This window comes from Microbacterium arabinogalactanolyticum (assembly GCF_030268005.1).
Lineage (GTDB): Bacteria > Actinomycetota > Actinomycetes > Actinomycetales > Microbacteriaceae > Microbacterium > Microbacterium arabinogalactanolyticum.
This window is the reverse complement of the sequence record NZ_BRZC01000004.1, coordinates 443,014-455,844: the sequence shown is the minus strand read 5'-3', so window position 1 is coordinate 455,844 and position 12,831 is coordinate 443,014. Positions and strand designations below refer to the sequence as shown.

Genomic DNA, 12,831 nt, shown 5'->3' with positions numbered 1-12,831 from the left:
ACAAGGAAGTGACATGGCTGCTGACGCGCCTGCCCTGACCCGTACTGAGACCGACTCGATCGGAAGCCTGGAGATCCCCGCCGACGCCTACTACGGCGTGCACACACTGCGGGCCGAGCAGAACTTCCCGATCACCAAGCGCCCGATCTCGGTCTACCCCGATCTGATCCGCGGGCTGGCGATGGTCAAGCAGGCTTCGGCTCGTGCCAACAAGGAGATCGGCGTGCTCGACGCCGAGCGCGCCGACCTGATCGACGCGGCCTCGCAGCGCATCATCGACGGGGAGTTCCACGATCAGTTCGTCGTCGGCGTCATCCAGGGCGGTGCCGGCACCTCGACCAACATGAACGCGAACGAGGTCATCACCAACGTCGCGCTCGAGATGGCCGGCCGTGAGAAGGGCGACTACGCCTACCTCTCGCCGATCGACCACACCAACCGCAGCCAGTCCACCAACGACGTCTACCCGACCGCCGTGAAGATCGGCCTGTCGCTGAACCTGCGCTCGCTGCTCGACGAGCTCGACCTGCTGCGCAAGTCGTTCCTCAGCAAGGCATCCGAGTTCCACGACGTGCTCAAGGTCGGCCGCACCCAGCTGCAGGATGCCGTGCCCATGACGCTCGGCCAGGAGTTCCACGGCTTCGCGACGACCCTCGGCGAGGACCACAGCCGCCTCACCGAGAACGCCTCGCTGATGTTCGAGATCAACATGGGTGCCACCGCGATCGGCACCGGCATCACCACGCACGCGGCCTACGCGCCCACCGTGCTCACGCACCTGCGCGAGATCAGCGGCCTGGACCTGCAGACCGCCGGAGACCTCGTCGAGGCCACCAGCGACACCGGCTCGTTCATGTCGTTCTCCTCGTCGCTCAAGCGCAACGCGATCAAGCTCTCGAAGATCTGCAACGACCTGCGTCTGCTCTCCTCCGGCCCTCAGGCCGGCCTCGGTGAGATCAACCTGCCCGCCATGCAGGCCGGCTCCAGCATCATGCCCGGCAAGGTCAACCCGGTGATCCCGGAGGCCGTCAACCAGGTGGCGTTCGCCGTCGCCGGCGCCGACGTCACCGTGACCATGGCGGCCGAGGGCGGGCAGCTCCAGCTGAACGCCTTCGAGCCGGTGATCGCGCACTCGATCTTCCAATCCATCACCTGGATGCGTCAGGCGATGTGGACGCTCCGCGTCAACTGCGTCGACGGCATCACCGCGAACCGTGAGCGCCTGGGCGCGATGGTGGGCGCATCCGTCGGTGTCGTCACCGCGCTGACCCCGTTCATCGGCTACGCAGCATCCGCCGCCCTCGCGAAGACCGCGCTGCTGACCAACCGCAACATCGCGGACCTCGTCGTCGAGGCCGGTCTGATGACGCGCGAAGAGGTCATGAAGCAGATCTCGCCGGCCCGCCTCTCGGGTCTCGAGACCGTCACCTCGGCCATCCCGGTGATCGCCGCGGAGGACCTGCCGGAGAGCTGAGCTCCGAAATGAAGAAGAGGCGGATGCTGAACAGCATCCGCCTCTTCTTCGTCCGTGCCCGGTCAGTCCAGGATGCGGCAGTGCGTGGTGAGCTCGCCGATCCCCTCGATGCCGACCGTGACAGTGGAGCGGTCGCGCAGGAAGATCTGCGGGTCGCGGGAGTAGCCGGCGCCGCCGGGGCTGCCGGTGGAGATCAGCGTCCCGGGGAGCAGCGTGACCGAAGAGGACAGGTGCGCGACCAGCGTCGCGACGGTGCGCACCATCTGCCCCGTGGACGCGTCCTGCACGGTGTGTCCGTCGACGACGGTCCAGATGTGCAGATCCTGCGGATCGGGGATCTCGTCGGCGGTCACGACGACGGGGCCTGTGGGGGTGAAGCCGTCGAAGGACTTGCAGCGGCACCACTGGGCCTCGGCGAACTGGATGTCGCGCGCGGTGATGTCGTTGACCACCGTGTAGCCCCAGACCGTGCTCAGCGCGTCCTCCTCGGACACGTCCTTGGCGGGCTGTCCGATGATGACGCCCAGCTCGGCCTCGTAGTCGACCGATTCGCTGAGCGTGCGCGGCCACGAGGTCGTCTGGCCGTGTCCCGCCAGCGAGTTCGGCCACAGGGTGAAGACGGTGGGGGCGGTGTCGGTCTTGAGGCCCAGTTCGCTGGAGTGCGCGGAGTAGTTCAGACCGACCGCGAGGATCGCGGGTGGATCGACGACCGCGGATCCGAAGGAGAACCCGTTCAGCGGATGCCGCGGCGCGGCGCCCGCCGCCACCGCGGTGCGCAGCGCGTCGAGCATCTCGTCACCGCCCACGATGAGTTCCTGCAGGGTCTTCGGGCCGGGGGAGAGGAGGTCGCTGACCAGGATCGCCTCGTCGCCGTCGATGACGGCGAGCTGGAGGGATTCCGAGTCGCGAGCGCTCAGATGGGCAAAACGCATGCCTCTACGCTACCGGCCAGGATGCCCCCGCCGGCTGAGGCTCCCTCTAGGCTTTGCTCATGAGCTTTGGAGGACAGCCCCCGGCCTACCAGCCGCCGCCCCCGTCGGAGCAGCCGGCGCCCGAAGGGCAGCAGCCCGCGTATGGCCAGCCGCCGACACCCGTGTACGGCCAGCCGCCCGCACCCGTGTACGGCCAGGGGCAGCCCGCGTACGGTCAGCCTCCCGCTCAGCCCTACCCGTCTGCTCCCGCGTACGGTCAGCCGCCGGCTCCTGGGTACGGGCAGCAGGCGCATCAGCTGGCGCCGCAGGCGCCGGTCGCGGACGCCTACGGAGCGACGGCATCCGTCGCGCCCACGGTCGGCTACGGCCAGCCGCAGCACCCGGCCCTGCAGCCGGCGGCCGCAGCGGCGTACGCGCCGCCGGCTCCGCTCTCGCCCGCTCCGGTGGCCGGTGTCCCGGCGCTGCCGATGCCGGTGCGCAAGGGTCGCTCGGTCTCGGTGTGGGTGTTCGGTGTTCTGGGCTTCGTGATGCTCGCGCTGATCGCCTACTTCGCGATGTTCCTCGGCACGGGCGCCTCGGTCGTCGGTCTGATCCTCGCGTTCGTCCCGCTCGGCATCGTGCTGTTCGGGGTGCGGCTCATCGACCGCTGGGAACCGGAGCCGAAGAGCCTGGTGATCTTCGCGCTGGCCTGGGGAGCGATCGCGGCCATCGGAATCGCGCTGCTGTTCGACCTGCTCCTGACTCTCGCAGCCGGTCGTCCGGACGACTTCTTCTCGGCGGTGATCCAGGCACCGCTGATCGAGGAGATCGGCAAGGGGCTCGGCGTCTTCCTGATCTATGTCATCGGACGCCGTGCGTTCGACGGTCCGGTCGACGGGGTCGTCTACGGCGCGCTGGTGGGTGCGGGCTTCGCCTTCACCGAGAACATCCAGTACTTCGGCGTCAGCCTGGTCAACGGCGGCGCCGGTGAGCTGACCATCACGTTCATCCTCCGCGGACTGCTCTCGCCGTTCGCCCACGCCATGTTCACGGCGCTCACGGGCTTCGCCATCGGGCTCGCCGCACGCCGCGGGGCCACCGTCGCCGGTGCACTCGGCGCCGGGGCGCTGGGGCTGCTCGGCGCGATGGCGCTGCACGCCTTCTGGAACGGCTCGTCGATGCTGGGCGACTTCTTCACGCTCTACCTCACGGCGCAGATCCCGCTGTTCCTCGGATTCATCTTCGCGATCGTCGCTCTCCGGCGGGCGGAAGCCCGGCTCACGCAGCGACGACTCGAGGACTACGCCGCCGCGGGCTGGTTCACGAAGGAGGAGGTCGTCATGCTGGCGACCCCTGCCGGACGCAAGGCCGGGATGCAGTGGGCTCGCGGGCTGCGCGGAGATCGCCGCAAACTGATGCGGTCGTTCATCAAGGACGCGACCGAGCTGGCGGCTGTCCGTCAGCGGGCGATCAACGGGCACGACGCCTATGCCGCTGCGGACGAGCAGTCGCTTCTGGCGCGCACCAGGGCGACCCGCGCGCACCTGCTGGCGTACTGAGCGAGTGCCGCCGCGGACAGCATTCCGCCCCTGAACAGCACTCAGCGCCCGGTGCTGCGGCGATGCCTGCTAGTCTCCCGGGCGCTGAGTTGGCCTACTGACAGGGTGCACCGGCTGTCCACGGAAGTCAAGAGGTCGGTGCGTCTTCGCGTTCCCCGAGGATGTTCTGCGCGAGCAGTGCGCGCACCTGTTCGGGGGAGAGGTCCGTGCGGCGGAGGGCAGCGAGCTTGCCGAGTGCGGACTCGGGGGTCATGTCTCCGCCCGCGACGGCGCCTGCATCGGCGAGCAGCGACCCGACCGCGTAGCGCCCGAGGTCGACGCCACCGTCGGCGCACTGCGTGATGGCCAGCACGATGCTGCCGCCGTCGACGCCCGCGCGCACGACCTCGGTCAGTCCGCCAGCCGTCATCGGTGCAGTGCCCGAGCCGTAGCATTCCAGCACGACGCCTGCGGGGCATTCGGTCAGCGCCGCAGCCAGCTGACCGCCGGTCAGGCCCGGCGACACCTTCACGAGTCCGATCCGGGGCGCGTCGCGTCCCGCCGCGTGGGTCAGTGCGGCAGTCAGCTCGGGCGGCGCACCGGAGCCCCCGGGGGCGAGTGGTCGAGAGGCCGCGAAGGCGTCCAGGCTGCGGCTCGAGCGCTTCGTCGCGCGCACCGCGGGAAGCAGACGCCCTCCGAACGCGATCCAGGTGCCCGCCGGCGTCCCCTCGGATGCGGCGGCGAAGGCCTGCGCGAAGTTGTCCGGCGCATCGCTTCCAGGCATGCCCAGCGGTACCTGTGCGCCTGTGAACACCACAGGGACGTCGGCATCCGCCAGCGCGAAGGCCGCGAAGGCCGCGCTGTACGCCATGGTGTCCGTGCCGTGGATCACGACGATCCCGACCGGATGCTGCGCATCCACGATCTCGCGGATGCCGTCGGCGAGTTCGGCCATGCTGCTCGGCTGGAGTTCCGCGCTGTCGATGGCCCGGGCCGTCGTCTCGTACGTCCACGTCGGAGCGGACTCGCCTGTGTTCATGCGCCCGACCAGGCTCTCGATCTGCTCCCTCAGGTGCGGATCCGGCGCCAGGCCACGAGGGGTCGTCACCATCCCGAACGTGCCGCCGGTGTAGAGCACAGCGACCGGGCGTGCTCCGTCGAGTCGGGTCATGGAGCGCTCCTCGGGGCCTTGCTGATGACCTCGCAATCCTATTCCGAGGGGCGTCGGGTGCGTGCGCTGCTGTTCGCTCTCGGCGCGCGCGGCGACGTTGACCGGGGTGCGTGGCTCGGGTTTGATGGAACCATGACAGATCGCACCAAGCCCGAGTTCGACGCACCGACCGGACCCGCACCCACCGAGCTCGTCATCCGCGACATCATCGTCGGCGACGGCGATGAGGCGAAGCCCGGCGACACCGTCACCGTGCACTACGCCGGCGTCGAGCACGACTCCGGCGAGGAGTTCGACTCCTCGTGGGGACGCGGCGAGACCATCCAGTTCCCGCTGCGCGGCCTGATCCAGGGCTGGCAGGAGGGCATCCCGGGCATGAAGGTCGGCGGTCGTCGTGAGCTGACCATCCCGCCGCACCTCGCGTACGGTCCCGCCGGCGCAGGCCACTTCCTCTCCGGCAAGACGCTCATCTTCATCATCGACCTGGTCGCCGTCGGCTGACCCTGCGAGTCCCGTCAGCCCTCAGCATCGACCTGGTCGCCGTCGGCTGACCCTGCGAGTTCCGTCGGCCCTCGGCATCGACCTGGTCGCCGTCGGCTGACCTTGCGAGTTCCGTCGGCCCTCGGCATCGACCTGGTCGCCGTCGGCTGAACCTCGACATCCTCGAAGCCCCCGTCCGCATCCTGCGGGCGGGGGCTTTCTGTAAAGATCCTGAAAACCGGGAATGCATTCAAGTGAATGCAAGTTATCCTCATTACGGCCCACGGGCACCCCACCACTTCAAGGAGAAGCAGACATGTCGATCGAGATCCCCGGCTACCGTCCCGGCACCTACGTCCTCGACCCCGCGCACAGCGAGGTGACCTTCAGCGTCCGTCACATGATGATCTCGAAGGTGCGCGGCACCTTCGGGGTGAAGGAGGCGACGCTGGTCGCCCCCGAGAACCCGCTCGAGGCCAAGGTTGAGGCGAAGGTCGATGTGACCTCGATCGACACCAAGGACGAGAACCGCGACGCCCACCTGCGCTCCGCGGACTTCTTCGATGTCGAGAACCACCCGTCGATGGAGTTCGTGTCCACCGGCACCCGCATCGAGGACGGCGACTTCCTCGTCGACGGCGACCTGACGATCCGCGGCATCACCAAGCCGGTCACCTTCGAGTTCGAGTTCGGCGGCTTCGGCACCGACCCTTACGGCAACTACAAGGCTGGTGCGTCCGCGAAGACCGTCATCAACCGCGAGGACTTCGGCCTCACCTGGAACGCTGCGCTGGAGACCGGCGGCGTCCTGGTCGGCAAGGAGATCACCATCGGTCTCGACCTGCAGGGTGCCCTGCAGGCCTGATCCGCTTCCCTTCACGAGCCCCGGGGCCCGGCGCAGTCAGCGTCAGGCTTCGGGGCTCAGTGCGTCGTAGGCGCGGAAGCGGGTGCTGAGCCGTGCGAGCGTCGCGACGATGCCGATCACCAGGAAGCCGCCCAGCAGGGGAGGGAACCACAGGCTGGTCGCGGTGGCGAGGGCCCCGGCGTACAGCGCGCCGACGCGGGGGCCGCCGGCGACCACGATGATGAAGACGCCCTGCAGCCGCCCGCGCATGGTGTCGGGGACAGCCGCCTGCATCATCGTGTTCCGGTAGATCGAGCTGACGTTGTCCGCGGCGCCGGAGAGCGCCAGCGCGATGCAGGCGGCGACGATGAGAGCGACGTGGGGTACCTGCTCCGACGCCGGCGGCAGGAGCGTCCCCATCAGCAGCACCGCTCCGAACAGCGCGATGGCGACGCCGTAGGCCTGCACCGCGCGGGAGATGCCCAGCCCGTGCCAGCGGTAGTGCACGATCCGCCCGGAGAACAGGCTGCAGGCGAACGTGCCGACCGCGACCGCCGCCGTGAGGATGCCCGTGGTGAAGGCGCCACCGCCGAGGATCACCGTTCCGAGTGCGGGGAACAGGGCGAGCGGCTGACCGAAGGTCATCGCCGTGATGTCCATCAGGTACTGCATGCGGATGTTCCCCGCGCGCCGCAGGAAGCGCCACCCGTCGACCAGGGAGGCGAGCCCCGGGCGCACGATCGTCCCCTCCGGGAGGAGCGCCGGCAGTGTCCACAGGCCGAGGAACATCGACAGCATCAGGATGACGTCGATCGTGTACGTCCATCCGAATCCGGTGAGCGCCACCAGCAGGCCGGCGACCGCCGGGCCGACCATCACGGTGAGTCCGAAGGCGACGCCGTTGAGGGCGGATGCTGCGGCGAGGTGATCCAGGGGGATCAGCCGCGGCACGATCGCGGTGCGCGTGGCCATCCCGACGGAGTTCGCCGCGGCGATCGTCATGCTCAGCCCGTACAGCCACCAGATCGTCTCGGTGTGCGTCCAGGTCAGCGTCGCCAGCAGCGCGGTCGCGATGAAGGCGACCGTCGCGGAGATGAGCGCGACGCGGCGCCGGTCGAAGGCATCCGCCAGCATCCCTCCGTAGAGGCCTGCGAGGATCATGGGCACGAGACCCGCGACGGCGATCATCGATACGGCGAAAGTGCTTCCGGTCAGCTCGAAGACGTGCAGCATCACGGTCACGACGGTGAGCTGCCCGCCGATGCCCGCGAGAGTCGAGCCGATCCACATGCGCGTGAACGCCGGGCTGATCTTCAAGGGGGAGAGGTCGATGAGAAGACCGCGGGAGAACTGCACCTCTCGAGGCTATCGGCTGTGCGCGACCGGGGCGCCGAAGCTGGTAGGCTATGGAGGTTGCCGTTCGATCGGCCGCGGATGAAGAGAGCCCACACATCAGGTGTCGGGCGCCGCGCAACAAGCAGAGAGGGGATCGAATCTATGGCACTGGAAGCAGACGTCAAGAAGGCGATCATCGAAGAGTACGCGACGCACCCCGGTGACACCGGATCCCCCGAGGTGCAGGTCGCGATGCTGACGCAGCGCATCAAGGATCTCACCGAGCACCTCAAGGAGCACAAGCACGACCACCACTCGCGTCGTGGCCTGTTCCTGCTCGTCGGTCAGCGCCGTCGCCTGCTGGGTTACCTGCAGGACATCGACATCAACCGTTACCGCTCGCTCATCGAGCGCCTCGGTCTGCGTCGATAAGCACCGCTGCCGCGTATATCGCGCAGAACATTCTTGGAGAGCCGCCCCACGGTGTGGGGCGGCTCTCGCTGTGTCCGGGTTGACGGTCCCGCTCGGTTTCCAGTAGGAAAGTAGTTAAGTTTCCTGGTGGAAAGTGGGGGGAATGTCATGGAGCAGAGACCGGAACCGGGTCTGGAGCCCTACGAGCCGCCGACCGCAGCCGTCGCGCAGGCGTATCTCGACGAATCGGCGCGTGTGGCTCAGCGGCGCGAGCAGCACATCGACCGCCGTGCCGCCGCGCGGCTCCTGCTCGTCGAGGGGATCTCGTTCGCGATCTACCTCATCGTGCTCATGCTCGTGTTCCCACCCGCCGAAGGCGCCAACATCATCGTCATCGTCGCGCCGTTCATCGTCTGGACTCAGCTCGTGACGACGCTCCGGGAGGAGTACGGCTACCAGCGCCGGGGTCGCGAGCAGCGGATGCGGACGGTGGTGATGCTCATCCTGCTCGCTGTCGTCATCGGATCACTCGGCACGCTCATGCTGGGCGTCGACATCCCCGTCGCTCTGAGGTTCGCGCCCGGGGTCCTGTGCTTCCTGTTGTACGGCCTCCTCGGCTGGGGTGAGTGGCGACATGCGACCGCCGAGCGGATCGTCCGGAAGCGGGCGCCCTTCGACCGCGGGGCGCGATTGACCACGGCCTGCATCGGGATCGCGGTCGGGGCGATCGTCGCCTGCGTGGCGACACCCTCCGCGCTGATCGCCAACATCGTCAACCTCCTGGCGATGCTCGCCCTGGTGGTGTGGCTGTCGGCCTCGATGCTGACGCGGGGATCCCAGGTCGCGCTGGCATGGGGGCCGTTCCTGTGGAGCTGTTTCGCCCTCTCCGGCGCAGTGATCGTCGCGCTGCTGCTGCTGGCGCAGTTCACCTCCGTGCCACTGACCATCGGGGGCTACGTCGCCGGTGGTGCGATCGCGCTGGCGTTCGTCCTCGGAGCCTGGTGGGGGCCCGATCGTGGGTGAGAGTCCCGAGCATCCGCGGCTGCGGCTCGACGACAGCTTCGCCAGTCCCATCCGCTTCTCGTTGATGGCAGCGCTCGGCGAGGAACTCGAGCTCGACTTCGCCACCTTGGCCGGCATCCTGCAGGTCTCCGACTCCGCGCTCAGCAAGGCGATCTCCTCGCTCGAGCAGGTGCACTACGTGAAGGTCCGCAAGGGGCAGGTCGGTCCTCGCGGGCGCACCTGGGTCACCAGCACCGCAGCCGGCCGCCGGGCGTTCCAGGCGCACCTCGAGGCGCTGCGCGCGATCGTCGACTACGGCACGGGTGGGTGACTCAGGCCCCCACGAGGTCGGCGTGGTGGATGGCGGCGACGTCCGGGTGCGCCCGCAGTCGTGACTTGAGCGCGTTCTCGCCGTAGAGGCTGTGGATCGGATTGGCCGGGTCGTCGGTGACGCCGCGGGCCTGGGCGGCCAGCTCCGCGGGGAGATCGATCAGCGGGAGCTGCGAGTCCAGCGCGGGGTTGAAGAAGAACGGGATCGACAGGCGGTCGGCGGGGGCAGCGGGGGAGATGACCCGGTGGTTCGTCGCCTTCAGATACCCGCCGGTGGCGTACTCCAGCAACTCGCCGATGTTGACCACGAACGCGCCCTCGACAGGTGGGGCGTCGACCCACTCGCCGTCGCGCTCGACCTGCAGGCCGCCGCGGCCGGGCTCGACCCAGAGAAGGGTCAGCACACCGCTGTCCTTGTGGGCGCCGACGCCCTGCTGCGGAAGGGGCTCATGCGTGCCCGGGTAGCGCACGATCTTGATCAGCGTCGAGGGTTCCCCGAAATGGTCGTCGAAGTAGGACTCCTCGGCACCCAGCGCCAGCGCCCACGCGCGCAGCAGCCGGCGTGAGATCGCGGAGAGCGCCGCATGCCATTCTGCGACCACCTCGCGCAGCTCGGGCTGAGCGGCCGGCCACAGGTTCGGGCCGATCAGCCGGGAGTAGGGTGGCCCACCGGCCACGGCATCCCGCTCGGGTCCGATGTCGATCTGCTCGCGCCAGTCCACCGCGCCCTGCGTGCGCTCGCCGCCGATCCGGGTGTATCCGCGGAAGTGCGGGCTCTTCACGTTCTCGATCGCGAGCTTGTCCTCCTCGGGAAGCTCGAAGAAGTCCCGGGCCGCCCGGTGCAGACGCTGCTCGAGCCCGACGGGGAGGCCCGTGCCGGTCAGATAGAAGAAGCCGACGTCGTGGGTCGCCGCACGAAGATCGGCTCGGAACGCGGCGGCCTCCTCCTCTCCGGCATCGAGGCGGGAGAGGTCCAGGACGGGAAGGTTCAAGTCGGACATGCGTCGACGGTAATGCGGATGGCTGTGCGGAAGCGCGAATGTTGCGCTGTTTTACCCGGCCCCGCGACAGGCGCCCGGCGGGCGTAATGCTAGGCTCGGTTAGGTAAGGCACCCCTTACCGATCACCGACACACGGAGAACACCCCGCTCGTGCTCGCAGTCATGCTTCCCGCCCTCCTGATCGGCCTTCGCGAAGGTCTGGAGGCGGCTCTCGTCGTCGGCATCCTCGTGGCCTACATCCGGCGCCTCGGGCGCGCCGACGTCCTGGGCCCGATGTGGATCGGAATCGGACTGGCGATCGCCCTGGCGCTGGGCATCGGCGCCGTGCTCACTTTCGGCGCCTATGCCCTGACGTCCGAGGCCGAGGAGATCATCGGCGGCACGCTGTCGCTGGTCGCCGTGGCGATGGTCACCTGGATGATCTTCTGGATGCAGAAAGCCGGACGCACCATGAAGTCGAACCTGCAGGGGGGCGTCGACCGCGCGCTGGCGGACGGCGGCCTGTGGGCGCTGGTCGCCGTCGGCTTCGTGTCCGTCGCGCGGGAGGGCATCGAGACCACCCTGCTGCTGTGGTCCATGGTGCAGTCATCCGGCGATGCGCCGCTGGCGCTCCCCGGGGCACTGCTCGGACTCGCCGTCGCCGTCGTCATCGGCTGGCTGATCACCCGCGGCGCCGTGCGTCTGGACCTGCGACGCTTCTTCGCCTGGACGGGCGGCTTCCTCGTGATCGTCGCCGCGGGCGTGCTCGCCTACGCCGTGATGGATCTTCAGGAGGCCGGCGTGGTGCCGGGCCCGTTCTCCGCGCTCGCCCCTGTCGATCCTGGCACGGGCGTCGTGCTCACCGGCCTGGCCGGATTCCCGTTCGGATGGGCGTTCGATGCCAGTGGCGTCATCGTGCCCGGCGGTGTCTGGGCGGTTCTCCTGCAGGCCATCGTGGGGTTCATGCCGCACATGACCTGGCTGCAGGTGATCGTGTGGGCGCTGTACATCGTCGTCGTCGGCACCCTGTTCATCCGCGGCATCCGCACCGGGCGTCCGCGCGCCCACGCCGCCGCCCCCGCTCAGACCTCCTCCCTCACCTCGACATCCCCTGGAGCAGCATGACCCTCACCGCCCGCACTCTCGGCGCCGCTGCGGCGCTGGCGGCAGCAGCCATCGCCCTCACCGGATGCGTCGCCAAGGCGACCGCCGACCCGGCTGCATCCTTCACCGTGAAGTCCACGGCCGACGCCTGCACGGTCTCCGCCGACACGGCGAAGAGCGGCACGCTCACCTTCGACATCTCCAACAGCGGAGACCAGGTCACCGAGTTCTACCTCCTGGCATCCGACGGCCTGCGCATCGTCGGCGAGGTGGAGAACATCGCTCCGTCGGCGTCCCGCACCATGACCGTCGTGGCCCAGCCGGGCGACTACTTCACCGTGTGCAAGCCCGGCATGGTGGGCGACGGCGTCGGGAAGTCCGCGTTCACCGTGAGCGGCGACAAGGTCGCCATCGACGGGCCGGATGCCGAGCAGAAGCAGAAGGCCGTCGACCTCTACGCCGCGTTCGTGAAGGATCAGGTCGGACAGCTGGTCCCGGCGGTGCAGGAGCTCGTGAACGCCTACCAGGCCGGTGACGACGCGAAGGCGCGCGAGCTGTTCCCGAGCACCCGCGCGTACTACGAGCGCATCGAGCCCGTCGCCGAGGCGCTCGGAGATCTCGATCCCCGTATCGACTTCCGCGAGGTGGATGCCGTCGCCGACGGCCTGGACTGGACCGGCTTCCACCGCCTCGAGAAGGACCTGTGGCAGCCCGCTCAGGACGCGCTGAACTCCGACGGCGAGACGTCGGCGTGGAAGGACTGGGCGCCGTCCACGCCTGAGCAGCGGGGCGAGTTCGGTGATCTGCTGACCGCCGACGTGCAGGAGCTGTACGACTACGTCCACTCGAAGGACTTCACCACCGCGCTGAACGACCAGGGCATCGCCGGGATCTCCAATGGTGCGGTCGCGCTGCTGGACGAGGTCGCCACGGGGAAGATCTCGGGCGAGGAGGACTGGTGGTCGCACACCGACCTCTACGACTTCGCCGCCAACGTCGAGGGTTCGAAGATGGCGTTCTCGCTCGTCAGCGACCTCGTCGCCTCGAAGGGTGCGGACGGCAAGGCGCTCGTGGAGGAGATCTCCACCGGGTACGCGGACCTGGAGAAGGCGCTGGCCGCGCAGGGATCGCTGGAAGCCGGGTTCGTCCCGTTCACGCAGCTGAACGACGCCGACAAGCGCGAGCTGATCGATCTGATCAACGCCCTCGCCGAGCCGCTGTCGAAGCTGACCAGCACGGCTCTCGCCTGAT

Annotated in this window: 13 protein-coding genes; 9 read left to right on the top strand and 4 right to left on the bottom strand. The window is 68.7% G+C overall.

All coding sequences use genetic code 11. The annotated features are described in order from the left end of the window. Window positions 1–13 precede the first annotated feature (13 nt). Window positions 14–1,474: an aspartate ammonia-lyase gene (locus MIAR_RS06680; protein ID WP_285633163.1), complete on the top strand. Its 1,461-nt coding sequence runs from the start codon at window positions 14–16 to the stop codon at window positions 1,472–1,474. A 62-nt stretch (window positions 1,475–1,536) separates the two neighbouring features. On the opposite strand, the gene MIAR_RS06675 is transcribed toward MIAR_RS06680, so the two are convergent. Further along, the gene (locus MIAR_RS06675; protein ID WP_285633161.1) at window positions 1,537–2,406 is read right to left on the bottom strand and encodes a fumarylacetoacetate hydrolase family protein; all 870 of its coding nucleotides are present in this window, start codon (window positions 2,404–2,406) and stop codon (window positions 1,537–1,539) included. 59 nt (window positions 2,407–2,465) lie between these two features. On the opposite strand from MIAR_RS06675, the gene MIAR_RS06670 reads away from it, so the two are divergent. Continuing rightward, on the top strand, window positions 2,466–3,944 hold the full coding sequence (locus tag MIAR_RS06670) for a PrsW family intramembrane metalloprotease (protein WP_285633158.1): 1,479 nt from the start codon (window positions 2,466–2,468) through the stop codon (window positions 3,942–3,944). A 127-nt stretch (window positions 3,945–4,071) separates the two neighbouring features. Here MIAR_RS06670 and MIAR_RS06665 read toward each other — a convergent pair whose 3' ends face one another. Further along, window positions 4,072–5,094: an asparaginase gene (locus MIAR_RS06665; protein ID WP_285633155.1), complete on the bottom strand. Its 1,023-nt coding sequence runs from the start codon at window positions 5,092–5,094 to the stop codon at window positions 4,072–4,074. Between the two features lie 132 nt (window positions 5,095–5,226). On the opposite strand from MIAR_RS06665, the gene MIAR_RS06660 reads away from it, so the two are divergent. Beyond that, window positions 5,227–5,595 (top strand): FKBP-type peptidyl-prolyl cis-trans isomerase, encoded by a 369-nt coding sequence (locus MIAR_RS06660; protein ID WP_285633152.1) that lies wholly within the window; start codon window positions 5,227–5,229, stop codon window positions 5,593–5,595. 295 nt (window positions 5,596–5,890) lie between these two features. Next, window positions 5,891–6,439 (top strand): YceI family protein, encoded by a 549-nt coding sequence (locus tag MIAR_RS06655; protein ID WP_285633149.1) that lies wholly within the window; start codon window positions 5,891–5,893, stop codon window positions 6,437–6,439. Window positions 6,440–6,481: 42 nt separating this feature from the next. Here the strand turns inward: MIAR_RS06655 and MIAR_RS06650 are convergent, their stop codons facing one another. Further along, the gene (locus MIAR_RS06650; protein WP_285633146.1) at window positions 6,482–7,774 is read right to left on the bottom strand and encodes an MFS transporter; all 1,293 of its coding nucleotides are present in this window, start codon (window positions 7,772–7,774) and stop codon (window positions 6,482–6,484) included. A 141-nt stretch (window positions 7,775–7,915) separates the two neighbouring features. On the opposite strand from MIAR_RS06650, the gene rpsO reads away from it, so the two are divergent. The 3 genes from rpsO to MIAR_RS06635 all read left to right on the top strand — a co-directional run bounded on the left by rpsO (window position 7,916) and on the right by MIAR_RS06635 (window position 9,497). After that, window positions 7,916–8,185 (top strand): 30S ribosomal protein S15, encoded by a 270-nt coding sequence (rpsO, locus tag MIAR_RS06645; protein ID WP_005048780.1) that lies wholly within the window; start codon window positions 7,916–7,918, stop codon window positions 8,183–8,185. 147 nt (window positions 8,186–8,332) lie between these two features. After that, window positions 8,333–9,187 (top strand): hypothetical protein, encoded by an 855-nt coding sequence (locus MIAR_RS06640; RefSeq protein ID WP_285633106.1) that lies wholly within the window; start codon window positions 8,333–8,335, stop codon window positions 9,185–9,187. Then, on the top strand, window positions 9,180–9,497 hold the full coding sequence (locus MIAR_RS06635; protein ID WP_285633104.1) for a transcriptional regulator: 318 nt from the start codon (window positions 9,180–9,182) through the stop codon (window positions 9,495–9,497). Before MIAR_RS06640 ends, MIAR_RS06635 begins: the two co-directional genes overlap by 8 nt. A 1-nt stretch (window position 9,498) precedes the next feature. Here the strand turns inward: MIAR_RS06635 and MIAR_RS06630 are convergent, their stop codons facing one another. Continuing rightward, window positions 9,499–10,497 carry an isopenicillin N synthase family dioxygenase gene (locus MIAR_RS06630; RefSeq protein ID WP_285633102.1) on the bottom strand — a complete coding sequence of 333 codons (999 nt, stop codon included), beginning with the start codon at window positions 10,495–10,497 and terminating at the stop codon, window positions 9,499–9,501. 162 nt (window positions 10,498–10,659) lie between these two features. On the opposite strand from MIAR_RS06630, the gene efeU reads away from it, so the two are divergent. Both efeU and efeO read left to right on the top strand, forming a co-directional pair. Continuing rightward, window positions 10,660–11,601 (top strand): iron uptake transporter permease EfeU, encoded by a 942-nt coding sequence (gene efeU / locus MIAR_RS06625; RefSeq protein WP_285635665.1) that lies wholly within the window; start codon window positions 10,660–10,662, stop codon window positions 11,599–11,601. Then, the gene (gene efeO, locus MIAR_RS06620) at window positions 11,598–12,830 is read left to right on the top strand and encodes an iron uptake system protein EfeO (RefSeq protein ID WP_285633097.1); all 1,233 of its coding nucleotides are present in this window, start codon (window positions 11,598–11,600) and stop codon (window positions 12,828–12,830) included. Before efeU ends, efeO begins: the two co-directional genes overlap by 4 nt. Window position 12,831: the final 1 nt, after the last annotated feature.